At 61.0% G+C, this 22458-nt stretch carries 23 protein-coding genes and 1 pseudogene; 17 read left to right on the top strand and 7 right to left on the bottom strand.

The genetic code is table 11. The features are described 5' to 3' along the window. Positions 1-4: 4 nt before the first annotated feature. The 3 genes and pseudogenes from dut to argB all read left to right on the top strand — a co-directional run bounded on the left by dut (position 5) and on the right by argB (position 3088). On the top strand, positions 5-460 hold the full coding sequence (dut, locus tag H043_RS0101450; protein WP_027610410.1) for a dUTP diphosphatase: 456 nt from the start codon (positions 5-7) through the stop codon (positions 458-460). Between the two features lie 307 nt (positions 461-767). Further along, positions 768-2165 (top strand): annotated as a pseudogene (locus H043_RS0101445) (phosphomannomutase/phosphoglucomutase); the annotation flags it as partial. Positions 2166-2182: 17 nt separating this feature from the next. Next, the gene (gene argB / locus H043_RS0101440) at positions 2183-3088 is read left to right on the top strand and encodes an acetylglutamate kinase (protein ID WP_003229488.1); all 906 of its coding nucleotides are present in this window, start codon (positions 2183-2185) and stop codon (positions 3086-3088) included. A 165-nt stretch (positions 3089-3253) separates the two neighbouring features. On the opposite strand, the gene pyrE is transcribed toward argB, so the two are convergent. Next, positions 3254-3898, bottom strand: a complete 645-nt coding sequence (gene pyrE / locus H043_RS0101435) for an orotate phosphoribosyltransferase (RefSeq protein ID WP_011336558.1) — start codon at positions 3896-3898, stop codon at positions 3254-3256. An 82-nt stretch (positions 3899-3980) separates the two neighbouring features. Here pyrE and H043_RS0101430 point away from each other — a divergent pair, with 82 nt between their 5' ends. After that, a complete protein-coding gene (locus H043_RS0101430; RefSeq protein WP_003229491.1) occupies positions 3981-4760 on the top strand; it encodes an exodeoxyribonuclease III in 780 nt (259 codons plus the stop codon). Between the two features lie 179 nt (positions 4761-4939). Here the strand turns inward: H043_RS0101430 and H043_RS0101425 are convergent, their stop codons facing one another. Continuing rightward, a complete protein-coding gene (locus H043_RS0101425) occupies positions 4940-5308 on the bottom strand; it encodes a DUF4870 domain-containing protein (protein WP_027610408.1) in 369 nt (122 codons plus the stop codon). A 29-nt stretch (positions 5309-5337) separates the two neighbouring features. Then, positions 5338-6060, bottom strand: a complete 723-nt coding sequence (gene rph / locus H043_RS0101420) for a ribonuclease PH (protein WP_027610407.1) — start codon at positions 6058-6060, stop codon at positions 5338-5340. 270 nt (positions 6061-6330) lie between these two features. On the opposite strand from rph, the gene H043_RS0101415 reads away from it, so the two are divergent. From H043_RS0101415 to H043_RS0101390, 6 genes are all read left to right on the top strand, one after another. Further along, positions 6331-7194, top strand: coding sequence for a YicC/YloC family endoribonuclease (locus H043_RS0101415; protein ID WP_027610406.1), 864 nt, complete (start codon positions 6331-6333; stop codon positions 7192-7194). Positions 7195-7204: 10 nt separating this feature from the next. Continuing rightward, positions 7205-7825 carry a guanylate kinase gene (gene gmk / locus H043_RS0101410; RefSeq protein ID WP_003229498.1) on the top strand — a complete coding sequence of 207 codons (621 nt, stop codon included), beginning with the start codon at positions 7205-7207 and terminating at the stop codon, positions 7823-7825. A gap of 167 nt (positions 7826-7992) precedes the next feature. Further along, positions 7993-8256 carry a DNA-directed RNA polymerase subunit omega gene (rpoZ, locus tag H043_RS0101405; protein ID WP_003229503.1) on the top strand — a complete coding sequence of 88 codons (264 nt, stop codon included), beginning with the start codon at positions 7993-7995 and terminating at the stop codon, positions 8254-8256. 57 nt (positions 8257-8313) lie between these two features. Next, on the top strand, positions 8314-10419 hold the full coding sequence (gene spoT / locus H043_RS0101400) for a bifunctional GTP diphosphokinase/guanosine-3',5'-bis pyrophosphate 3'-pyrophosphohydrolase (RefSeq protein ID WP_007920338.1): 2106 nt from the start codon (positions 8314-8316) through the stop codon (positions 10417-10419). A gap of 24 nt (positions 10420-10443) precedes the next feature. Then, positions 10444-10824 (top strand): RidA family protein, encoded by a 381-nt coding sequence (locus H043_RS0101395; RefSeq protein ID WP_003229509.1) that lies wholly within the window; start codon positions 10444-10446, stop codon positions 10822-10824. A gap of 73 nt (positions 10825-10897) precedes the next feature. Next, positions 10898-11638 carry a hypothetical protein gene (locus H043_RS0101390; protein WP_027610405.1) on the top strand — a complete coding sequence of 247 codons (741 nt, stop codon included), beginning with the start codon at positions 10898-10900 and terminating at the stop codon, positions 11636-11638. Between the two features lie 136 nt (positions 11639-11774). Here H043_RS0101390 and H043_RS0101385 read toward each other — a convergent pair whose 3' ends face one another. After that, entirely contained in the window at positions 11775-12632 is an 858-nt protein-coding gene (locus H043_RS0101385; RefSeq protein WP_027610404.1) for an SDR family oxidoreductase, read from the bottom strand. A gap of 188 nt (positions 12633-12820) precedes the next feature. Here H043_RS0101385 and exbB point away from each other — a divergent pair, with 188 nt between their 5' ends. The 6 genes from exbB to H043_RS0101355 all read left to right on the top strand — a co-directional run bounded on the left by exbB (position 12821) and on the right by H043_RS0101355 (position 19726). Beyond that, positions 12821-13774 carry a tonB-system energizer ExbB gene (gene exbB / locus H043_RS0101380; protein ID WP_027610403.1) on the top strand — a complete coding sequence of 318 codons (954 nt, stop codon included), beginning with the start codon at positions 12821-12823 and terminating at the stop codon, positions 13772-13774. Between the two features lie 6 nt (positions 13775-13780). Continuing rightward, positions 13781-14209, top strand: a complete 429-nt coding sequence (gene exbD / locus H043_RS0101375; RefSeq protein WP_007962355.1) for a TonB system transport protein ExbD — start codon at positions 13781-13783, stop codon at positions 14207-14209. Continuing rightward, positions 14206-14955, top strand: coding sequence for an energy transducer TonB (locus H043_RS0101370; protein ID WP_027610402.1), 750 nt, complete (start codon positions 14206-14208; stop codon positions 14953-14955). Before exbD ends, H043_RS0101370 begins: the two co-directional genes overlap by 4 nt. Before the next feature lie 276 nt (positions 14956-15231). Then, complete coding sequence (locus H043_RS0101365) at positions 15232-16161, top strand: hydrogen peroxide-inducible genes activator (RefSeq protein ID WP_027610401.1); 930 nt, start codon at positions 15232-15234, stop codon at positions 16159-16161. A gap of 9 nt (positions 16162-16170) precedes the next feature. Further along, a complete protein-coding gene (gene recG / locus H043_RS0101360) occupies positions 16171-18246 on the top strand; it encodes an ATP-dependent DNA helicase RecG (protein WP_027610400.1) in 2076 nt (691 codons plus the stop codon). A gap of 79 nt (positions 18247-18325) precedes the next feature. Next, a complete protein-coding gene (locus H043_RS0101355; protein ID WP_027610399.1) occupies positions 18326-19726 on the top strand; it encodes an aminoacyl-tRNA deacylase and HDOD domain-containing protein in 1401 nt (466 codons plus the stop codon). Between the two features lie 263 nt (positions 19727-19989). On the opposite strand, the gene H043_RS0101350 is transcribed toward H043_RS0101355, so the two are convergent. After that, a complete protein-coding gene (locus H043_RS0101350) occupies positions 19990-20373 on the bottom strand; it encodes a helicase (protein ID WP_003229522.1) in 384 nt (127 codons plus the stop codon). A gap of 515 nt (positions 20374-20888) precedes the next feature. Between H043_RS0101350 and H043_RS0101345 the strand changes: the two genes are divergently transcribed. Beyond that, on the top strand, positions 20889-21260 hold the full coding sequence (locus tag H043_RS0101345) for a DUF6124 family protein (RefSeq protein ID WP_027610398.1): 372 nt from the start codon (positions 20889-20891) through the stop codon (positions 21258-21260). A 92-nt stretch (positions 21261-21352) separates the two neighbouring features. Here the strand turns inward: H043_RS0101345 and H043_RS0101340 are convergent, their stop codons facing one another. Together H043_RS0101340 and H043_RS0101335 are read right to left on the bottom strand one after the other, a co-directional pair. Next, the gene (locus H043_RS0101340; protein WP_027610397.1) at positions 21353-21940 is read right to left on the bottom strand and encodes a lysozyme inhibitor LprI family protein; all 588 of its coding nucleotides are present in this window, start codon (positions 21938-21940) and stop codon (positions 21353-21355) included. Positions 21941-21978: 38 nt separating this feature from the next. After that, the gene (locus tag H043_RS0101335) at positions 21979-22437 is read right to left on the bottom strand and encodes a hypothetical protein (protein ID WP_027610396.1); all 459 of its coding nucleotides are present in this window, start codon (positions 22435-22437) and stop codon (positions 21979-21981) included. Positions 22438-22458: the final 21 nt, after the last annotated feature.

The following is a 22458-nucleotide window of genomic DNA, read 5'->3' as shown; positions in this document are numbered from 1 at the left end:
TTACATGCACGCTTTGCAAGCCAAGATCCTCGACCCACGCATCGGTAGCGAATTCCCGCTGCCGCAATACGCCACCCCGGGCTCCGCCGGCCTCGACCTGCGCGCCATGCTGGAACAGGACATCGTGATCAAGCCGGGTGAAACCGTGCTGATCCCTACCGGTCTGTCGGTGTACATCGGCGACCCGAACCTCGCCGCGCTGATCCTGCCGCGCTCGGGCATGGGCCATAAGCACGGCATCGTGCTCGGCAACCTCGTCGGCCTGATCGACTCGGATTATCAGGGCCCTTTGATGGTGTCCTGCTGGAACCGTGGCCAGAACGACTTCACCATGACCGTCGGCGAGCGTCTGGCGCAGCTGGTGTTGGTGCCGGTGGTGCAGGCGCATTTCGAAATGGTTGAAGAGTTCGTCGAAACCGAACGCGGCGCGGGCGGATTTGGCCATACCGGCACTAAATAACCCTGAAATATTATTGTGGCGAGGGGATTTATCCCGATGGGCCGCGAAGCGGCCCCAAGGCTTTTGGATCTGCTGCGCAGCAATCGGGGATAAATCCCCTCACCACAAAATTTGTGCTTTTTCGGCAGCAGGTTTTAGCACCGAAAATCAAGGTTTTGCCGGCCACAAGCCACGCCAGCCGAGGCGTCATGGCCCTTTCACACCACGAACTCTCTGTGGAAAACGCCGTCATACCCTTCAGTTTGAGCCTGCCGCCGAGTGAATCGTCGGTGTGTCCCGCCACTTTCGAGATGGAGCATTTGTGCAGATGAGCACCCCCGCCAAGATCGCCCCGAAGCTTCCTGACAGCATCTTCCGCGCCTATGACATTCGCGGCACTGTGCCGGAATTCCTCAATGCCGAAACCGCCTACTGGATCGGCCGCGCCATCGGCTCGCAGAGCCTGGCCCAAGGTGAACCGAATGTTTCCGTCGGTCGCGACGGTCGCCTGTCCGGCCCGGAGCTGGTTGCAGAACTGATCCGCGGTATCGCCGAGAGCGGCTGCCACGTCAGCGACGTCGGCCTGGTCCCGACGCCTGCGCTGTATTACGCGGCCAACGTATTGGCCGGCAAGTCTGGGGTGATGCTCACCGGCAGCCATAACCCGTCGAACTACAACGGCTTCAAGATCGTGATCGCCGGCGACACCCTCGCCAACGAGCAGATCCAGGTGCTGGACGAGCGCATCAAGACCAATGACCTGACCAGCGGTCAGGGCAGCGTGACCCAGGTCGAAATCCTCGACCGCTACACCACCGAAATCGTCCAGGACGTCAAACTGGCCCGACGTCTGAAAGTCGTGGTCGACTGCGGCAACGGCGCGGCCGGCGTGATTGCCCCGCAACTGATCGAAGCGCTGAACTGCGAAGTCATCCCGCTGTTCTGCGAAGTCGACGGCAACTTCCCCAACCACCACCCGGATCCGGGCAAGCCCGAGAACCTCGTCGACCTGATCGCCAAGGTCAAGGAAACCAACGCCGACCTTGGCCTGGCCTTCGACGGTGACGGCGACCGTGTCGGCGTGGTGACCAACACCGGCAGCATCGTCTACCCGGATCGCCTGCTGATGCTGTTCGCCCGCGACGTGGTGGCGCGCAATCCGGACGCGGAAATCATCTTCGACGTCAAATGCACCCGCCGCCTGGTGCCGCTGATCAAGGAATACGGCGGTCGCCCGCTAATGTGGAAGACCGGTCACTCGTTGATCAAAAAGAAAATGAAACAATCCGGTGCTCTATTGGCCGGTGAGATGAGCGGCCACATCTTCTTCAAGGAGCGCTGGTTCGGTTTCGACGACGGCATCTACAGCGCCGCACGGCTGCTGGAGATCCTCAGCAAGGAAAAATCCACCGCCGAAGAGCTGTTTGCGACCTTCCCGAACGATATTTCTACGCCGGAAATCAATATCCATGTGACCGAAGAGAGCAAATTCAGCATCATTGATGCATTGCACGACGCACAGTGGGGCGCAGGCGCCGACCTGACCACCATCGACGGCGTGCGAGTCGATTACGCCAAAGGCTGGGGCCTGGTACGCGCCTCCAACACCACTCCGGTGCTGGTGCTGCGCTTCGAGGCCGATGACGAGGCTGAATTGCAGCGCATCAAGGACGTGTTCCACGCCCAACTGAAACGCGTTGCACCTGATCTCCAACTACCGTTCTGATTCACCCGGAGCCCTGAATGACCCTCGAACGCGAAGCCGCCGCCCACACCGCCCAGGTCCTGTCCGAAGCGTTGCCTTACATCCGACGTTATGTCGGCAAGACCCTGGTGATCAAATACGGCGGCAACGCGATGGAAAGCGAGGAGCTGAAAACCGGCTTCGCCCGCGACATCGTCTTGATGAAAGCCGTGGGCATCAACCCGGTGGTGGTTCACGGCGGCGGCCCGCAGATCGGTGATCTGCTCAAGCGCCTGTCGATCGAAAGCCACTTCGTCGATGGCATGCGCGTCACCGACGCCGCGACCATGGACGTGGTGGAAATGGTCCTCGGCGGTCAGGTCAACAAAAGCATCGTCAACCTGATCAACCGTCACGGCGGCAGCGCCATCGGCCTGACCGGTAAAGACGCCGGGCTGATTCGGGCGAAGAAACTGACCGTCACCCGCCAGACCCCGGAGATGACCCAGCCGGAAATCATCGACATCGGTCAGGTCGGTGAAGTGGTCGGAATCAACACCGAGTTGCTGAACCTGCTGGTCAAAGGCAACTTCATCCCGGTGATCGCGCCGATCGGCGTGGGTGAGAACGGCGAGTCGTACAACATCAACGCCGACCTGGTGGCCGGTAAAGTCGCCGAAGCGCTGAAAGCCGAGAAGCTGATGCTGCTGACCAACATCGCCGGCCTGATGGACAAGTCCGGCACCGTGTTGACCGGCCTGAGCACCCAGCAGGTCGACGACCTGATCGCCGACGGCACCATCTACGGCGGCATGCTGCCGAAGATCCGCTGCGCACTGGAAGCGGTTCAGGGCGGTGTTGGCAGCTCGCTGATCATCGACGGCCGCGTACCGAACGCGATCCTGCTGGAAATCTTCACCGACACCGGTGTGGGCACGCTGATCAGCAATCGCAAGCGTCCGTAAGCAATGACGTAAACAAAAAGACCCCGTTCAGCCTGGCTGAACGGGGTCTTTTTTTGCCTGCAATCCCTGTAGGAGCTGCCGCAGGCTGCGATCTTTTGATGTTTTGCTTTCAAAAAACAAGATCAAAAGATCGCAGCCTTCGGCAGTTCCTACAAGGGCAGCGCGTCAGACGCCGAACTGGGCGCGATACGCTTCCACGGCTGGCAAATGCTGCTTGAGCTGCGGGTCGTCGGCGAGGAATTCCAGCACCTGGTTCAGCGAAACGATGCTGATCACCGGAATACCGAAGTCACGCTCGACTTCCTGGATCGCTGACAATTCGCCGTTGCCACGCTCCTGACGGTTCAAGGCGATCAGCACGCCGGCGGCCTTGGCGCCGTCCTGCGAAGCGATGATCTGCATCACTTCGCGGATCGCGGTGCCGGCGGTGATCACGTCGTCGATGATCAGCACGTCGCCGGTCAGCGGCGCGCCGACCAGGCTGCCGCCTTCGCCGTGGGCCTTGGCTTCCTTGCGGTTGAAGCACCATGGCAGGTCACGGTTGTGGTGTTCGGCCAACGCGACAGCGGTGGTGGCTGCCAGCGGGATGCCTTTGTAGGCCGGGCCAAACAATACGTCGAAAGGAATGCCGCTTTCGGCGATGGCTGCCGCGTAGAAACGCCCCAGCTGCGCCAGGGCCGAACCCGAGTTGAACAGGCCGGCATTGAAGAAGTAAGGACTGGTGCGCCCGGACTTCAGGGTGAACTCACCGAAGCGCAAAACGCCGCGATCGATGGCAAAACGAATGAAATCGCGCTGATACGCTTGCATGAAAAAAACCCCAAATACCACGGATTTAGCTAATTAGCTTGACGCCGTGTATCATACACGCACGCGATTTTTGGGGCCATTTATGCGGATCATCAGTGTGAACGTCAATGGTATTCAGGCTGCAGTCGAGCGTGGTTTGCTCAGTTGGCTGCAAGCACAGAATGCCGACGTCATCTGCCTGCAGGACACCCGTGCCTCCGCCTTTGAACTGGATGACCCAGCCTTCCAACTGGATGGCTACTTCCTTTATGCCTGCGATGCTGAAGTCCCTGCCCAAGGTGGCGTGGCTTTGTATTCGCGGTTGCAACCGAAGGCTGTCATCAGCGGTCTCGGTTTCGAGACGGCCGACCGCTACGGGCGCTACCTGCAAGCAGATTTCGACAAAGTCAGTATTGCCACCTTGCTGCTCCCTTCGGGGATGAACGGCGATGAGGACTTGAACCAGAAGTTCAAGCTCATGGACGACTTCGGCAAGTACCTGGACAAGCAGCGGCGTAAACGTCGCGAGTACATTTATTGTGGCTCGCTGTACGTTGCGCAGCAGAAGCTCGACATCAAGAACTGGCGCGACAGCCAGCAATCCCCGGGCTTCCTGGCGCCAGAACGCGCCTGGATGGACGAGATTGTCGGCAACATGGGCTATGTCGATGCCCTGCGCGAAGTCAGCCGCGAAGGCGACCAATACAGCTGGTGGCCGGACAACGAGCAGGCCGAGATGCTGAATCTGGGCTGGCGCTTCGACTACCAGCTGCTGACCCCGGGCTTGCGCCGTTTCGTACGCAGCGCACGCCTGCCACGTCAGCCACGGTTCTCGCAGCACGCGCCGCTGATCGTTGACTACGACTGGACGCTGACCATTTAAGCGTCGATTCGTGGATGCAAAAAAGCCGACATTGCTGTCGGCTTTTTTGTGGGCAAATGCTTTTCAAATGGGGGAGCGGGCTTGCTCGCGAAGGCGTCGTGTCAGTCGACATCAATGCTGAATGACCCACCGCATTCGCGAGCAAGCCCGCTCCCACAAGGGGAAATAGTCGCTGATTATTATTTGATCAGTCGCCAAGTGAATGGATAACGGTAGGGAAAGCCTTCGTTCGCCTTCACCCCGGCAATGATCGTCAACACCAGCGCCCCGATGGCCAGCAGGCCCAGCAAGAAGAAGCCGATGATCAACACCATCAGCAGCAGACAGATCGCGGCGGCAATCGCCACGGTGATCTGAAAATTCAGCGCTTCCTTGCCCTGAGCGTCAATGAACGGATCGGTTTCGCGCTTCATCTGCCACAGGATCAGCGGTCCGATCAGGTTGCCGAACGGAATCCAGATCCCCAGCAAGGCGGACAAGTGACAAAACATCGCCCATTGGCGAACATCCTGGCTCGGCTTGGGCAGCAACTCTTGCTCATCACTCATCACGTCCTCCTTGCGGGTTGCGAACCTGCTCAGTCGGCCAGTGCAGCCTTTTGCAGTTCGAAGATTTCGTTCATGCCTTTCTTCGCCAGTTCCAGCATGGCGTTCAGATCTTCAGGCTGGAACGGCGCGCCTTCGGCGGTGCCCTGGACTTCGATGAAGCCACCGGTGCTGGTCATCACCACGTTGAGGTCGGTCTCGGCGGCGGAATCTTCAAGATAGTCCAGATCCAGCACTGGCTCGCCCTGATACATGCCGACCGACACCGCGCCGATCATTTGCTTGAGCGGGTCGCCGCCTTTCAGGCCGCCGCGCTTCTTGATCACTTTCAGTGCATCAACCAGGGCCACCATGGCGCCAGTGATGGAGGCGGTGCGGGTGCCGCCGTCAGCCTGGATCACGTCGCAGTCGACGTACAGGGTCACATCGCCCAGCTTGGACATGTCCAGCGCAGCGCGTAGCGAACGGCCGATCAGGCGCTGGATTTCCAGGGTGCGGCCGCCCTGCTTGCCACGGCTCGCTTCACGCTGGTTACGCTCGCCAGTGGCGCGCGGCAGCATGCCGTACTCGGCGGTCAACCAGCCCTGGCCCTGGCCTTTGAGGAAACGCGGCACGCCGTTTTCGACGCTGACGGTGCAGATGACCTTGGTATCACCGAATTCGACCAGTACGGATCCCTCGGCGTGTTTGGTGTAGTTGCGGGTAATGCGGATCGAGCGAAGCTGATCGGCAGCGCGACCACTTGGACGTTTCATAGGGAATACCTGTACTGGGGACGGAAAACTGCCGAGCATTATAGAGCGCTGCACCGCGCCTGGGCACGGGTTAAAAATTCCGGCCGTCGACCCAGGGCCCTGAAACGCGCATAACCGACGGCCTGCAGCCCTTTGTCACACCGTGTGTTTGGGCGCATCCGCCGCACTGCGCTACAATCCTGCGCCTTTGCTGCCAGTCGGCTTAAATTCATTGATATCGAGCCTGCGGAACATCCCTTCTGCGCCGATCTGCATTGCGAGGTCACCGCCATGGTGCACAGCATGACCGCCTTCGCCCGCGTCGAGAAAGCCGGCGTCCAGTGCACCCTGAGCTGGGAGCTGCGCTCGGTCAACAGCCGCTATCTGGAACCGCACCTGCGCCTGCCGGAGTCGTTCCGCGACCTCGAGGGCGCGGTACGTGAAGCCCTGCGTCAGGGCCTGTCGCGGGGCAAACTGGAATGCACCCTGCGCTTCACCGAAGAAAGCACCGGCAAGCCGTTGCAGGTCGACCGCGAGCGCGCCGCGCAACTGGTCGCCGCCGCCGAAACCGTTGCCGGCCTGATCAAGAACCCGGCAGCACTCAACCCGCTGGAAGTGCTGGCCTGGCCCGGCGTGCTGGTGGCCGACGCCACTGATCCACAGGCGCTGAACGCCGATGCGCTGGCGCTGTTCAATCAAGGTCTCAAGGAACTCAAGGCCGGCCGCGAGCGCGAAGGCGCGGAGTTGGCACGCCTGATCAACGAGCGCCTGACTTCCATTGAAGAGGACGTCGTGACCTTGCGTGAACTGGTGCCGCAGATGCTCGCGACCCAGCGTCAGAAAGTCCTCGACCGCTTCAACGACATGAAGGCCGAACTGGACCCGCAGCGCCTGGAACAGGAAATGGTCATGCTCGCGCAAAAGAGCGATGTGGCCGAAGAGCTGGATCGCCTGAGCACCCACATCATCGAAGTTCGCCGGGTACTCAAGTCCGGCGGTGCCGCCGGTCGGCGCCTGGACTTCCTGATGCAGGAGCTCAACCGCGAAGCCAACACACTGGGCTCCAAGGCCTTCGACCCGCGCAGCACCCAGGCTGCCGTCAACCTCAAGGTGTTGATCGAGCAGATGCGCGAACAAGTGCAGAATATTGAGTAAGGCAACAGACATGACCCACAGCACCGGCACCCTGTACATCATTTCCGCGCCATCGGGCGCAGGCAAAAGCAGCCTGGTCAAGGCTTTGACCGATGCAAATCCGGAGATCCGCGTCTCGATCTCCCACACCACCCGCGCCATGCGTCCGGGTGAAGTGGACGGCGTGAACTATCACTTCGTGACCCGCGAAGAGTTCGTGAAGATGGGCGAGCACGGCGATTTCCTCGAACGCGCCGAAGTCTTCGGCAACTTCTACGGCACCTCGCAAAGCCGCCTACAGCAGACGCTGGACGAAGGTCACGACCTGATTCTGGAAATCGACTGGCAAGGCGCCGAGCAAGTGCGCAAGCTGATGCCGCAGGCACGCTCGATCTTCATCCTGCCGCCGTCGCTGCAGGCCTTGCACCAGCGCCTGACCAACCGTGGCCAGGACAGTGACGAGATCATTGATGGCCGGATGCGCGAAGCCGTCAGCGAGATGAGCCACTATGTCGAGTACGACTATCTGATCATCAACGACGATTTCGCCCATGCACTGGACGATCTGAAGGCGATTTTCCGCGCCAATCAGCTGCAACAGAAACGCCAGCAGGTACGTTTCGGCAAATTACTGGCCGAACTGCTCGGTTAATCAGCACTTCCCAAAACCGCTGCAAGCGCTTTACATTGGTGCTTGCAGCGCGTTGAAGGGTCTGGTCAAAAAATCAGCGCTTCCCTAATCGCTGGTGATTTTTTAAACTGCTCAGTCCGCTCGCCCAACCGGGCAGCGCGCATATTGCATTCGCTCCGAGGAATACCATGGCCCGCGTAACCGTTGAAGACTGCCTAGAACACGTGGAAAACCGCTTTGAGCTGGTCATGCTCTCTACCAAGCGTGCCCGTCAACTGGCCACCGGCGGCAAAGAGCCACTGGTCCAGTGGGAAAACGACAAGCCGACCGTTGTCGCCCTGCGTGAAATCGCAGAAGGCCTGATGAGCTACGAGTTCATCGCCGAGCAGGAAATCGTCCACGAAGACCCGGTCTTCGCTGCGTTCGAGGACGAGTCCAACGAGGCCGTCTAAGCCTATGCCTGGTCGACGTAGCACGGCGCGGGAACACAGCCTACGGCAGGAGTCATCATGCCGAGCATAGACGCCCTCGCCGATCGCTTATCGACCTACCTCGGCAACGACCAGGTCAACCTGGTCCGCCGAGCGTATTTCTACGCCGAACAAGCCCATGACGGTCAGCGCCGTCGCAGTGGCGAGGCGTACGTCACGCATCCTCTTGCGGTGGCGAATATTCTTGCCGACATGCACATGGACCATCAGAGCCTGATGGCCGCGATGCTGCATGACGTGATCGAAGACACCGGTATCGCCAAAGAAGCGCTGCAAGCGCAGTTCGGTGAAACCGTGGCCGAACTGGTCGACGGGGTCAGCAAACTGACCCAGATGAACTTCGAGACCAAGGCCGAAGCCCAGGCCGAAAACTTCCAGAAAATGGCCATGGCCATGGCCCGCGACATTCGCGTGATCCTGGTCAAGCTTGCCGACCGCCTGCACAACATGCGCACGCTGGAAGTACTGTCCGGGGAAAAACGCCGCCGGATCGCCAAGGAAACCCTCGAAATCTACGCGCCCATCGCCAACCGGCTGGGCATGCACGCCATTCGTATCGAATTCGAAGACCTCGGCTTCAAGGCGATGCACCCGATGCGTTCGGCGCGGATCTACCAGGCAGTCAAGCGCGCCCGGGGCAACCGCAAGGAAATCGTCAACAAGATCGAAGAGTCCCTCGGCCATTGCCTCGCGATCGACGGCATCCAGGGCGAAGTCAGCGGTCGCCAGAAACACCTCTACGGCATCTACAAGAAAATGCGCGGCAAGCGTCGGGCCTTCAACGAGATCATGGACGTCTATGCGTTCCGGATCATCGTCGACAAGGTCGATACCTGCTACCGCGTGCTGGGTGCTGTGCATAATTTGTACAAACCGTTGCCGGGACGCTTCAAGGATTACATCGCGATTCCCAAGGCCAACGGCTATCAGTCGCTGCACACCACGCTGTTTGGCATGCACGGCGTACCGATCGAGATCCAGATCCGCACCCGCGAAATGGAAGAAATGGCCAACAACGGCATTGCCGCACACTGGCTGTACAAATCCAGCGGTGACGAGCAGCCGAAAGGCACCCATGCCCGCGCCCGCCAATGGGTCAAAGGTGTGCTGGAAATGCAGCAACGTGCCGGCAACTCGCTGGAATTCATCGAGAGTGTGAAGATTGACCTGTTCCCGGACGAGGTCTACGTGTTCACGCCCAAAGGCCGGATCATGGAGCTGCCCAAAGGCTCCACGGCGGTCGACTTTGCCTATGCGGTGCACACCGACGTCGGCAACAGCTGCATCGCCTGCCGGATCAACCGCCGTCTCGCACCGCTGTCCGAACCGCTGCAAAGCGGCTCCACGGTCGAGATCGTCAGCGCACCGGGCGCGCGGCCGAACCCGGCGTGGCTCAACTTCGTGGTCACCGGCAAGGCCCGTACGCACATCCGCCATGCGCTGAAACTGCAACGTCGTTCCGAATCCATCAGCCTCGGCGAACGCCTGCTGAACAAGGTGCTCAACGGTTTCGACAGCTCACTGGAGAAGATCCCGGCCGAGCGCGTCAAGGCGATGCTCACCGAATACCGCCTCGAACTGATTGAAGATTTGCTCGAAGACATTGGTCTGGGCAACCGCATGGCCTATGTCGTGGCGCGCCGCCTGCTTGGCGAAGGCGAACAGCTTCCGAGCCCGGAAGGCCCGTTGGCGATTCGCGGTACCGAAGGCCTGGTGCTCAGTTACGCCAAATGCTGCACGCCGATCCCCGGCGACCCGATTGTCGGGCACCTGTCGGCGGGCAAAGGCATGGTCGTGCACCTGGACAACTGCCGCAACATCAGCGAAATCCGGCACAACCCGGAAAAATGCATCCAGCTCTCGTGGGCCAAGGATGTCACCGGCGAATTCAACGTCGAGCTGCGCGTCGAGCTGGAACACCAGCGCGGCCTGATCGCCCTGCTGGCCAGCAGCGTCAACGCGGCCGACGGCAATATCGAGAAAATCAGCATGGACGAGCGCGATGGCCGCATCAGCGTCGTCCAACTGGTGGTCAGCGTCCACGACCGTGTGCACCTGGCCCGCGTGATCAAGAAACTGCGCGCCCTGACCGGGGTCATCCGCATCACCCGCATGCGTGCCTAATTCACACCTAACAAGGAGTCATACATGACCAAGACCGTTATCACCAGCGACAAGGCCCCAGCCGCCATCGGTACCTATTCCCAGGCGATCAAGGCCGGCAACACCGTCTACATGTCGGGCCAGATTCCTCTGGACCCAAAGACCATGGAACTGGTTGAAGGCTTCGAAGCCCAGACCGTCCAGGTGTTCGAGAACCTCAAAGCCGTGGCTGAAGCCGCTGGCGGTTCGTTCAAGGACATCGTCAAGCTGAACATCTTCCTCACCGACCTTAGCCACTTCGCCAAGGTCAACGAGATCATGGGCAAGTACTTCGACCAGCCGTACCCAGCGCGCGCCGCCATCGGCGTTGCTGCCCTGCCGAAGGGTTCGCAAGTCGAAATGGATGCCATCCTGGTCATCGAGTAATGCGCACGGCGCAGCCTTCAAACGCTGCGCCGACTGCTCTGCGGTAAAGAAAAGGTTTTGAAAGGATTCCACCATGCGCAAAGCGCTTGCTCTCTCGCTGCTCGCCATTTTCCTCGGCGGCTGTGCCAGCGACCCCGCCGACCGTGACATCAGCGGCACCTGGATCAACCAGGTGGCGATCGACGCTGCTGCCAAGGGCGGCCCCCTGCGCGAAGCGCTTCAGGCCTATGGCCCGAACCTGGAGTGGGACGTCAACACCAAGGCCGGTCAGGCCCGCTACACCAACGGTTTCGAGAACGTTGAAGGACGGCTGCAGGGGGAACAGTCCGGCGCCTGGAAAGTCGACTTCTATGGCAGCTCCGGCAGTGAGCTGAAACGCGACGGCGGACGGATGAAACAAGCCGCCACCGAGAACGAGCCGGATCAGTTGTTCGACCGCGCACAAATCCCCGTGCCGGAAGGCGCACCAATCGGTGCCAGCTTCGAACGGGCGCTGTATTCGGCCTATCTGGGCGGCAGCTGGAAGATCGCCAGCGGCGACGGCGAAGGCAACACCGTGCAGTTCCAGGCCGACGGCCAGGTCTCCGGCCTGCCCGGCGCCGACCGCTATGCCCTGTGCCTGGCAGGCGACTGCGCCTCGATGAACAGCGACCACGACAGCATGTGGCTGCAACTCAACGGACAGGGCAACAACTGGATCTTTGCCCGCAAAGGCAAGGCGCTGGAGATTTTCCAGGCAGTGAATACCGCACTGGCGGATGAAATGCCGCAGTTCACCCCGGGTGAACGCAAGTGGTTGCTTGAAAAGCAATAACCACACCTGAGAACAATATATAACCCTGTGGGAGCGGGCTTGCTCGCGAAGAGGGTGTGTCAGTCGACATCATGTTGCCTGACACACCCTCTTCGCGAGCAAGCCCGCTCCCACAGTGGTTTGTGGCGTTAGAAAGTCAGCACTTACCTTCAAGAATCGCCGCATAGCCTTCACGGTAACTCGGATACGTCGGCGTCCAGCCCAGTGCCTTCGCCCGGGCATTGCTGCAGCGCTTGCTGCCGGTGCGGCGTACGCTGGCGTCTTCCGCCCAATCGGTGACACCCAGATACTCGCGCAACCAGGCGACCACTTCGGCCAGCGGTGCCGGCGCATCGTCCACACCGATATAAACATCCTGCAACGGCGCGCCCTGATGAGCTGCCTGCAGCAGAAACGCCATCAGCCCCGCCGCGTCATCAACATGAATGCGATTGCCGTACAGCGGCGGCTCGACCGCCACCCGATAACCGCGACGTACCTGGGTCAACAGCCATTCACGTCCCGGGCCGTAAATGCCGGTCAGGCGCACAATGCTCGCCGGGATGCCGCTGTTCAGCGCCACTTGCTCAGCTTCGAGCATCAGTCGCCCGGAGTATCCGCTGGCGACGGTCGCTGAATGCTCGTCGACCCACTCCCCTTCCTGCTGGCCGTACACGCTGCTGCTGGACACGAACAGCAGTCGCTCAGGCACCTGGCCAAAGTCATTCAGCCAGCTCAGCACATTCTGCAAACCCTGTACGTAGGCAGCGCGATAACCGGCTTCATCGTGATCGGTCGCCGCCGCGCAATACACCAGATAATCCACCGCCCCGAATGGCCAGTTTTCCGGGCAGTCTTCCTTGAACAGGTCACCCGCCACGCCGATGACGCCATCCGGCAAACGCGAAACATCACGGCGCAGACCATGCACCTCCCAGCCGGCGGCCAACAATTGCGTAGCCAGACGACTGCCGACGTCACCGCAACCGGCAATCAAAACAGAAGGCGCGGACATCAAAAAACTCCCAAACGAAAGGAACAGATTAGCCCTCGCAAAGGACGAACGGCTAGCAATGAAGGAAAAAAAGAAACTCTATTACTTTTGTTAACAAGAATTACTTGCAATAATGCACCCCACTTTTGTTCTCGGCCTCACGAGGCCTGGAAGAGCATCAACCGTTTTCTACTTCAGGTCCGGCCAGCATGACACGTAATCAAAACCCCGCTTCGCCAACCAAACGACCTCGCGCCTTCAGCGCGGTGGCGGCCCTGCTGCTCAGCCTGATGCTGGCGCCGACCGCCGCCTTCGCCGATGCCCAGGCGCCAGCCGCCCCGGCTGCCACCGAACAACACGCACCTGCCGCCGCCGCGCCAGCCACCACCGATCCGGTGCAGGCGGTAGATGCCAGTCCGGCCGACGCGCCTGAAGTGCTCGAACCTGACAACAGCTTGGGCATGGCCCACGACCTGTCGCCATGGGGCATGTACCAGAACGCCGACATCATCGTGAAAATCGTGATGATCGGTCTGGCCATCGCTTCCATCATCACCTGGACCATCTGGATCGCCAAAGGCTTCGAGCTGATGGGCGCCAAGCGTCGTCTGCGCGGTGAAATCGCTGCCCTGAAAAAAGCCGCGACCCTCAAGGAAGCCAGCGCCACTGCGACAAAGGAAGGCACCCTCGCCAACCTGCTGGTGCACGACGCCCTCGAAGAGATGCGCCTGTCGGTCAACAGCCGCGAGAAAGAAGGCATCAAGGAGCGCGTCAGCTTCCGTCTTGAGCGCCTCGTCGCAGCCTGTGGCCGTAACATGAGCAGCGGCACCGGCGTCCTCGCCACTATCGGCTCCACCGCGCCGTTCGTCGGCCTGTTCGGTACCGTGTGGGGCATCATGAACAGCTTCATCGGCATCGCCAAGACCCAGACCACCAACCTCGCCGTCGTGGCGCCGGGCATCGCCGAAGCGCTGCTGGCTACCGCGCTGGGTCTGGTTGCTGCGATTCCTGCAGTGGTGATCTACAACGTGTTCGCCCGCTCCATCGCCGGCTACAAGGCGCAGGTGTCCGACGCTTCGGCGCAGGTCCTGTTGCTGGTCAGCCGCGATCTCGACCACCAGCCTGAGCGCAGCTCGCAGCCGCACATGGTCAAAGTGGGGTAATCGGCCATGGGCCTGCATTTGAAAGAAGGCGCAGACGACGATCTGGCCGAGAACCACGAAATCAACGTCACGCCGTTCATCGACGTGATGCTGGTGCTGTTGATCATCTTCATGGTGGCCGCGCCGCTGGCGACCGTGGACATCAAAGTCGACCTGCCAGCCTCGACCGCCAAACCGGCGCCGCGCCCGGAGAAACCGGTGTTCCTCAGCGTAAAAGCCGATCAGCGCCTGTACATCGGCGACGACGAAGTCAACGCCGATACCCTTGGCGCCGTGCTCGACGCCAAGACCCAGGGCAAGAAAGACACCACCATCTTTTTCCAGGCCGACAAGGGTGTGGACTACGGCGACCTGATGAGCGTGATGGATAAATTGCGTTCGGCCGGTTACCTGAAGGTCGGTCTGGTAGGACTTGAGAGCGCAGCCAAGAAATGATCACGACGCGCCATAAGCTGACGCGTTACAGCGGTAGCCTGGCCGTGGTGCTGGGCGTTCACGCGCTGGCCATCGCGCTGGCGCTGAACTGGACCGCCCGCCCGCCCATCGAACTGCCGCCGCAGGCAATGATGGTTGAGCTGGCACCGGTTCCGACCCCGCCACCGCCTGCTCCGCCGAAAGTCGTCACACCGCCGCAGCCACCGGCTCCGGTCGAAGAGTTGCCGATTCCGAAACTGGCTGAAGCACCCAAGCCCGAGATTGCCGTACCGAAGCCCAAACCCAAGCCAAAGCCGAAACCGCAGCCGCCCAAACCGGTGGAGAAAAAACCGGAGCCGGTGAAGGAAAAACCTTCCGAGGAAAAACCGGCGGAGACGCAGCCGACCCAGGCCCCGACGGAGAAATCCGCCCAGCCGGCACCGGGACCGTCGCCCGCACAAATGGCCGCCAAGGCCAGCTGGCAAAACACCCTGCTCGCGCACTTGGGCAAGTACAAGAAGTATCCGGCCAGTGCGCAGGCTCGCGGCAAGGAAGGCTTGAACCGTCTGCGTTTCGTCGTCGACGCTGAAGGCAATGTGTTGTCGTTCGAACTGGTGGGCCGCTCGGGCAACGCCGATCTGGACCGGGCCACCCTGGAAATGATCCGCCGCGCACAACCGCTGCCCAAGCCACCGGCCGACATGCTGAACAATGGCTCGATCGAAATTGTCGCGCCGTTTGTGTACTCGCTGGATAAACGCCGCTAACGCGATGCAAAACCTGTGGGAGCTGGCTTGCCAGCGATTGCAGTGTGTCAGACAAGGATTTATGAACTGACCCTCCGCTATCGCTGGCAAGCCAGCTCCCACAAGTTTCTGTGTCAGCCAGAAGAACCCGACCCAAAAGGCACCGAAAGGTGCCTTTTGCCTATCTGGCAACGGCAAACTCACATTGCCCGGTGTCGCATTCCTCACTCAGTCTGATAACGTGCGTCTATCGATTGCAGCCGTTATGCTTGGCCCGCAACTTCATGGACGCTTGCTATGACCCTCACAGAATTACGCTACATCGTTACCCTCGCCCAAGAGCAGCACTTCGGCCACGCCGCCGAGCGTTGCCACGTCAGCCAGCCGACCCTGTCGGTGGGCGTGAAAAAACTTGAAGACGAACTCGGTGTGCTGATTTTCGAGCGCAGCAAAAGCGCCGTGCGCCTGACCCCGGTCGGCGAAGGTATCGTCGCCCAGGCGCAGAAAGTCCTGGAGCAGGCGCAAGGCATCCGTGAGCTGGCCCAGGCCGGCAAGAACCAGCTGACCGCTCCGCTGAAAGTCGGCGCGATCTACACCGTCGGGCCGTACCTGTTCCCGCACCTGATTCCACAACTGCACCGGGTCGCCCCGCAGATGCCGTTGTACATCGAAGAAAATTTCACCCACGTGCTGCGCGACAAGCTGCGCAACGGCGAGCTCGACGCGATCATCATCGCCCTGCCGTTCAACGAAGCCGACGTGCTGACCCTGCCGCTGTACGACGAGCCGTTCTACGTCTTGATGCCAGCCCAGCACCCGTGGACGCAAAAAGAATCCATCGACGCCGCCCTGCTCAATGACAAGAGCCTGCTGCTGCTCGGCGAAGGCCACTGCTTCCGCGATCAGGTGCTCGAAGCCTGCCCGACCCTGACCAAGGGCAACGACGGCGCCAAGCACACCACGGTGGAATCCAGCTCGCTGGAGACCATCCGCCACATGGTCGCCTCCGGCCTGGGGATCTCGATCCTGCCGTTGTCGGCTGTCGACAGCCATCACTACGCCCCGGGCGTGATCGAAGTACGCCCGCTGTCGGCGCCGGTGCCATTCCGCACCGTGGCGATTGCCTGGCGCGCGAGCTTCCCGCGGCCGAAAGCCATCGAAATCCTCGCCGACTCCGTTCGCCTGTGCTCGGTGGCCAAACCCGCCGCGCCGGTCACGGCCGGTTAAGCCAGAGTCATGACTGAGCTGTCGCAAGTGTCGGTGACGGCACTCAAGGGTGTCGGCGAAGCCATGGCCGAGAAACTGGCCAAGGTCGGCCTGGAGAATCTCCAGGACGTGCTGTTTCACCTGCCGCTGCGTTATCAGGATCGCACCCGCGTGGTGCCGATCGGCCACTTGCGACCGGGCCAGGACGCGGTGGTCGAAGGCACCGTCAGCGGTGCCGACGTGGTCATGGGCCGGCGCCGCAGCCTCGTCGTGCGCATGCAGGACGGCACCGGCGGCCTGAGCCTGCGCTTCTACCATTTCAGCAATGCACAGAAAGAAGGCCTCAAGCGCGGCACGCGGATTCGCTGCTACGGCGAAGTCCGGCCCGGCGCTTCGGGGCTGGAAATCTACCACCCGGAATACCGCGCCATCACCGGTGACGAACCGCCGCCCGTGGATGAAACCCTGACCCCGGTTTACCCGCTCACCGAAGGCCTGACCCAACAGCGCCTGCGCCAGTTGTGCATGCAGACCCTGACCCTGCTCAAGCCGAACACCCTGCCCGACTGGCTGCCGACCGAACTGGCCCGCGACTACCAATTGGCGCCGCTGGCCGATGCGATCCGCTACCTGCACAACCCGCCCGCCGATGCCGATGTCGATGAGCTGGCCCTCGGTCATCACTGGGCCCAGCATCGCCTGGCCTTCGAAGAACTGCTGACCCATCAACTGTCGCAACAGCGTCTGCGCGAAAGCATGCGTTCGCTGCGCGCGCCGGCGATGCCGAAGGCGAAAAAACTGCCACCGAAATACCTGGCCAACCTCGGCTTCAACCCGACCGGCGCGCAACAACGCGTGGGCAACGAAATCGCCTACGACCTCAGCCAGCACGAACCGATGCTGCGGCTGATTCAGGGCGATGTTGGCGCGGGCAAAACCGTGGTCGCCGCCCTCGCGGCACTGCAAGCGCTGGAGGCCGGTTATCAGGTCGCGCTGATGGCGCCGACCGAGATCCTTGCCGAGCAACACTTCATCACCTTCAAGCGCTGGCTCGAACCGCTGGGCATCGACGTCGCATGGCTGGCCGGCAAGCTCAAGGGCAAGAATCGCGTCGCCGCGCTGGAACAGATCGCCAGCGGCACGCCGATGGTGGTCGGCACCCACGCGCTGTTCCAGGACGAAGTGCAATTCAAGAACCTGGCGTTGGTGATCATCGACGAACAACACCGCTTCGGCGTGCAACAGCGTCTGGCGCTACGGCAGAAAGGCGTCGGCGGGCGCATGTGTCCGCACCAACTGATCATGACCGCCACGCCGATCCCGCGCACGCTGGCGATGAGCGCCTACGCCGACCTCGACACCTCGATCCTCGACGAACTGCCGCCCGGTCGCACCCCGGTCAACACCGTACTGGTCACCGACACCCGTCGCGTCGAAGTCATCGAACGGGTGCGCAGCGCCTGCGCCGAAGGGCGTCAGGCCTATTGGGTGTGCACCCTGATCGAAGAGTCGGAAGAGCTGACCTGTCAGGCCGCCGAAACCACCTTCGAAGACCTCACCGCCGCCCTCGGCGAGCTGAAAGTCGGGCTGATCCACGGGCGCATGAAGCCCGCCGAAAAAGCGGCGGTCATGGCCGAATTCAAGGCCGGCAACCTGCAACTGCTGGTTGCCACCACGGTGATCGAAGTCGGCGTCGACGTGCCCAACGCCAGCCTGATGATCATCGAAAACCCCGAGCGCCTCGGCCTCGCGCAGTTGCACCAGTTGCGCGGTCGCGTCGGTCGGGGCAGCGCGGTCAGCCATTGCGTGCTGCTCTACCATCCGCCGCTGTCGCAGATCGGCCGTCAGCGCCTGGGCATCATGCGCGAGACCAACGACGGTTTCGTCATCGCTGAAAAAGACCTCGAACTGCGCGGCCCCGGCGAAATGCTCGGCACCCGTCAGACCGGTCTGCTGCAATTCAAGGTCGCCGACCTGATGCGCGACGCCGATCTGCTACCCGCCGTGCGCGATGCTGCGCAAGCGCTGCTGGAACGCTGGCCGACTCACGTCAGCCCATTGCTCGACCGTTGGTTGCGCCACGGGCAGCAATACGGCCAAGTGTGAGCACCGTCGCAGTTTGTGCAGGATCGTTCCTACAGAGCTGGTTATACTCCTGCCATTGTTTCAAAAACGGATACAGACCATGACTGACGCAGCTCTCGCCCCCGAACTCCCGCACGCGCCGTCTGTAATTCGGCTGCTGCTCGGCAAGCTGGGGATCGCCTACGAAGAAGTGCTCGACCACCACGGCCTCAACGCTTCGCGCAAGGTACAAGCCGTGTTGCTGGACGATGCCGTCGGCGCGCTGATGGTGCTGTTTCCGCAGAGCCAGTTGCTCGACCTCAACCGCCTCGCCGAACTCACTGGCCGACGCCTGACCGCCGTGTCCACCGAGCGCCTGGAAAAGATGCTCGGCAAACACAGCCTGAGCCTGCTGCCGGGCCTGCCGGCGCTGACCAGTTCGCCGTGTCTCTACGAAGAGAGCCTGCTGCGCGAACCGAAGCTGCTGATCAACTCCGGCGAGCCGGGCCTGCTGCTGGAAATCACCAGCGAAGCCTTCAAGAGCATGCTGACCAAGGCCAGCGCTGCCAACTTCGGCGAAGCCCTGAGCAGCATCCGCCCCAACCTCGACCGCCCGGACGATGACCGCGAGGAAATCACCCAGGCCGTGCAGGCGTTCACTGCACGCCGGATCCAGCAGCGTCTGGAAGCGACCATCGAGATTCCACCGCTGGCCGAGACCGCGCAAAAAATCATCAAGCTGCGCGTCGACCCCAACGCCACCATCGACGACATCACCGGCGTGGTCGAAACCGACCCGGCGCTGGCTGCACAAGTGGTGAGCTGGGCGGCGTCGCCGTACTACGCCTCGCCGGGCAAGATCCGTTCGGTGGAAGACGCGATCGTTCGCGTGCTGGGTTTCGATCTGGTGATCAACCTCGCCCTGGGCCTGGCCCTCGGCAAGACCCTGAGCCTGCCCAAAGACCACCCGCAACACACCACGCCGTACTGGCAGCAATCGATCTACACCGCCGCCGTCATCGAAGGCCTGACCCGCGCCATGCCGCGCGCCCAGCGCCCGGAAGCCGGCCTGACCTACCTCGCCGGTCTGCTGCACAACTTCGGTTACCTGCTGCTGGCCCACGTGTTCCCGCCGCACTTCTCGCTGATCTGCCGCCACCTGGAGGTCAACCCGCACCTGTGCCACAGCTACATCGAGCAACACCTGCTCGGTATCAGCCGCGAACAGATCGGCTCGTGGCTGATGCGCTACTGGGGCATGCCCGATGAACTGGCCACCGCCCTGCGCTTCCAGCACGACCCAAGCTACGACGGCGCCTACGCCGAATACCCGAACCTCGTCTGCCTGGCCGTGCGCCTGCTGCGCGGTCGCGGCATCGGCTCCGGCCCCGACGAAGACATCCCCGACGCCCTGCTCGAACGCGTCGGCCTGACCCGCGACAAAGCCAACGACGTCGTCAGCAAAGTCCTCGAAGCCGAAGTCCTGCTGCGCGAACTGGCCTCGCAGTTCAGCCAGGCCTAAAAACTTCGCGAGCAAGCTCGCTCCCACAAGGTTTCGGTGACCTCCTGTGGGAGTGAGCTTGCTCGCGAAGAATCCAACCCAATTTACCTGCCTGACACAAAACCTGTGGTGAGGGGATTTATCCCCGACCGGCTGCGCAGCAGCCGCAACTAGGCCAACAGGGTGTTTCAGGTAAATCGAGATCTCAGGTTTTGGGGCTGCTTCGCAGCCCATCGGGGATAAATCCCCTCACCACAACAGCCCCTCCACTCAAGCCCGTCTACTCAAGCCTTCGGCTTGGCCTTCCTCGGCTTCAAATACTTCATCAACCCCTGAAACCACATCACCAGCGCCGGATTCCCCTTCAGCTGGATCGACTTGTCCTGAATCCCCTGCATAAACGCCAGCTGCTTGTTCTTCGCCTGCATCGTGGCAAAGGCATAACCCGCATCCTTGAACGCAATCGCAAACGCCGGCTCCGCCACCACCCCAGACTTGCTGGTAACGCGCTGATTCTTCACCACGAAATGCCGTGCCACCTTCCCGTCCAGCGTCTGCAGCTGAAACACCAGATCCTTGTCACCCAACTGCTGCTGGAACGCAGGATTTGTCCGGCTGGCCTTACCCATCAACAAACCCATCATCCACAGAAGAAAACGAAATTTCATGCGCACAGCCTCAAAAGGAAAATGAACGGCCGGGGCAGTGTAAGGGATTCAGACGATAACGCCACTATCGACCGCTATTGGAAGATGATGCAGACCATTTCCCGCACGATGACCGCCAAGTCACACTTCTGCACCCACCGTCCTACACCTGTTGAAACACATCCCTGTAGAAGCTGCCGAAGGCTGCGATCTTTTGATCCTCCGGCCTGCAAACCTATGGGAAATTTCCTGCAAGGCGTGGTGTTGTGCGAGAACTAGGCAGGTTGGAGCATCGTCGATAGCCTGTGTGTGTCTCCGCAAAATCGGTGACTCGGACGTGCAAGTCCAGACTCGTCATGCATTCAGTTATGGCTATTCGCCGGGTGTTTTCCTATGCTCGCGAACTGTTATGGCGGCTGTGTATGGGAGGCCTTCGGGTCTGCCGGTTTCCGAGTCCGGTCTTGCACACCTATGCACAGCTGCCACCCTCTCGAAGCAAGCGAAACGGTGTTGGCTCCATAACTCGGAAAATACTTATGATCAAACCAACACCCAATCCCCCCGAAACCCCAGACATATCGCCCTACGAATCGCTGGAATCCAAGAAATTCCACGAGGCCGCCGAACGCGCCCTCGACCACCATTTCAAACCGCGCACCGAATCCCAACCCAAACGCGAAACCGGCCTCTTCAGCCTCACCCCCGGCACCGACGCCGAAGCCCTGATGGCCAACGCCTCCGAAGACCTCCTGTCCATCAGCGCCATCGCCTGCGACCTCGCCGACGACCTCCACGGCTCCCGTCGCTCGGTAGCACTGGCCCTGAGCAGAATGGCGGATGGGGTGCGATTGATGGTGGAAGGGACGCTCGACCATATTGAAGTGCGAAACCTGGCAGCCAAGTCGTAGCGGGATTTGCGGATGAAAAAAGGGGACGTTAAGTCCCCTTTCTCAATGAACCCCGGCTCACCACTGACAGCCTGTTTCTGGCGAAGCGTTCTTTAGCGGTTCATGGGTAATTGAAAACGCATCCTCACCGCGCAGTAGGCGACGTCTTCACGCCACAGACGGCCAGCCATCTCACAATGCCCTTCTGCGTACGTCTTCCAAAGGGGATCATTGAACTCATCCCCTCCCAGTCGCTCAATGGCGGCCGCTAAATTTCTCTCACGATCCTTCCCCGCAATCGCAGATGCGGCTTTGTAAAAGCCATCTAGCGATAAGCCCGTCTGCAGGGCAATCAACTCTCCCAACCGGGCATTGGTCGTTTGTACCAGACACCCCAGTCTCTCGATTGGCGCCTCAGCGCCCGGCAAAGTGGATTGATAAAGCTCCTCGCAAAACGACTCTTTGAAACGCACCCAGTTCTTTTGCACATCTCTCAGATGGCTCTGCTCCGCAGGAGCCAAACTCGTCAGCGCTTTTTTGTATTGCTCGTTCAACACAGCGTCGACCTTCTCGAAGGTTTGCTGGCCGCAAATGATCAAGTCTGGGTTGGAAAAACTGTCTGGGTTACACGTCTCTACCGCAAGCGCCGTCGAGGAGGCTACCAATACCAAGCAGCCGAGCAGAATCGAAAATCCTTTCACGCTATAGCTCCTTCATTACCAATATGCCCAATGCCCAGTTATTGAGTGATTTTTTGGCGATCGTGGACATACAGCCAGCTCAACGGCGGCAATAGCACGAGCAATGCAAAAGCATCGAGCCACAGGTGCGACCAGACCTGCAGTTGCGCCGAGAGCCACATGTCTTGTGGCGCCCATAACAGGATCCCGGCAATCAGCCAGCCCCAGGCTGCCGAGGTTTTGAGACGGTTGCCAAGGTGCACCAGCGCGAGCATGTACAAGGAATAACTTTGCAGCGTCGCGCCGAACAGCGCGAGCCACCAGATCTGCTGTTCGTGGCCGGCGGCAGGGACTGCACCTGCGCCCCAGAATGCGAGTTCGAGATTGTGCAAGTAGCTGTCGAGTAAGCCGGAATGCCCGGCCCAGGTCAGGGTGAGGCCGGCGAGAATGTGCACGATCGCAGCGGCGTATAGCCAGAGCACGAGTGCTGGGCGGAGCGAGGTAGAGGGGGCTGGCATTCCGTGTCCTGAGCGCATTCC

This window comes from Pseudomonas sp. URIL14HWK12:I6 (genome assembly GCF_000514195.1).
In the GTDB taxonomy this organism is placed as follows: Bacteria; Pseudomonadota; Gammaproteobacteria; order Pseudomonadales; family Pseudomonadaceae; genus Aquipseudomonas; species Aquipseudomonas putida_A.
This window is presented reverse-complemented; position numbering and strand designations above follow the sequence as displayed.

What these genes read in the sequence shown, in the direction of transcription:
- H043_RS0101365 (WP_027610401.1), top strand. Translation starts at nt 15,232, where the DNA reads ATGACCCTCACAGAATTACGCTACATCGTTACCCTCGCCCAAGAGCAG.
- H043_RS0101425 (WP_027610408.1), bottom strand. Translation starts at nt 5,308, where the DNA reads ATGAGTGATGAGCAAGAGTTGCTGCCCAAGCCGAGCCAGGATGTTCGC.
- exbD (WP_007962355.1), top strand. Translation starts at nt 13,781, where the DNA reads ATGGGCCTGCATTTGAAAGAAGGCGCAGACGACGATCTGGCCGAGAAC.
- dut (WP_027610410.1), top strand. Translation starts at nt 5, where the DNA reads ATGCACGCTTTGCAAGCCAAGATCCTCGACCCACGCATCGGTAGCGAA.
- gmk (WP_003229498.1), top strand. Translation starts at nt 7,205, where the DNA reads ATGACCCACAGCACCGGCACCCTGTACATCATTTCCGCGCCATCGGGC.
- H043_RS0101430 (WP_003229491.1), top strand. Translation starts at nt 3,981, where the DNA reads ATGCGGATCATCAGTGTGAACGTCAATGGTATTCAGGCTGCAGTCGAG.
- spoT (WP_007920338.1), top strand. Translation starts at nt 8,314, where the DNA reads ATGCCGAGCATAGACGCCCTCGCCGATCGCTTATCGACCTACCTCGGC.
- H043_RS0101345 (WP_027610398.1), top strand. Translation starts at nt 20,889, where the DNA reads ATGATCAAACCAACACCCAATCCCCCCGAAACCCCAGACATATCGCCC.
- exbB (WP_027610403.1), top strand. Translation starts at nt 12,821, where the DNA reads ATGACACGTAATCAAAACCCCGCTTCGCCAACCAAACGACCTCGCGCC.
- H043_RS0101395 (WP_003229509.1), top strand. Translation starts at nt 10,444, where the DNA reads ATGACCAAGACCGTTATCACCAGCGACAAGGCCCCAGCCGCCATCGGT.
- argB (WP_003229488.1), top strand. Translation starts at nt 2,183, where the DNA reads ATGACCCTCGAACGCGAAGCCGCCGCCCACACCGCCCAGGTCCTGTCC.
- H043_RS0101370 (WP_027610402.1), top strand. Translation starts at nt 14,206, where the DNA reads ATGATCACGACGCGCCATAAGCTGACGCGTTACAGCGGTAGCCTGGCC.
- H043_RS0101350 (WP_003229522.1), bottom strand. Translation starts at nt 20,373, where the DNA reads ATGAAATTTCGTTTTCTTCTGTGGATGATGGGTTTGTTGATGGGTAAG.
- H043_RS0101335 (WP_027610396.1), bottom strand. Translation starts at nt 22,437, where the DNA reads ATGCCAGCCCCCTCTACCTCGCTCCGCCCAGCACTCGTGCTCTGGCTA.
- recG (WP_027610400.1), top strand. Translation starts at nt 16,171, where the DNA reads ATGACTGAGCTGTCGCAAGTGTCGGTGACGGCACTCAAGGGTGTCGGC.
- H043_RS0101385 (WP_027610404.1), bottom strand. Translation starts at nt 12,632, where the DNA reads ATGTCCGCGCCTTCTGTTTTGATTGCCGGTTGCGGTGACGTCGGCAGT.
- pyrE (WP_011336558.1), bottom strand. Translation starts at nt 3,898, where the DNA reads ATGCAAGCGTATCAGCGCGATTTCATTCGTTTTGCCATCGATCGCGGC.
- H043_RS0101415 (WP_027610406.1), top strand. Translation starts at nt 6,331, where the DNA reads ATGGTGCACAGCATGACCGCCTTCGCCCGCGTCGAGAAAGCCGGCGTC.
- rph (WP_027610407.1), bottom strand. Translation starts at nt 6,060, where the DNA reads ATGAAACGTCCAAGTGGTCGCGCTGCCGATCAGCTTCGCTCGATCCGC.
- H043_RS0101355 (WP_027610399.1), top strand. Translation starts at nt 18,326, where the DNA reads ATGACTGACGCAGCTCTCGCCCCCGAACTCCCGCACGCGCCGTCTGTA.
- H043_RS0101390 (WP_027610405.1), top strand. Translation starts at nt 10,898, where the DNA reads ATGCGCAAAGCGCTTGCTCTCTCGCTGCTCGCCATTTTCCTCGGCGGC.
- rpoZ (WP_003229503.1), top strand. Translation starts at nt 7,993, where the DNA reads ATGGCCCGCGTAACCGTTGAAGACTGCCTAGAACACGTGGAAAACCGC.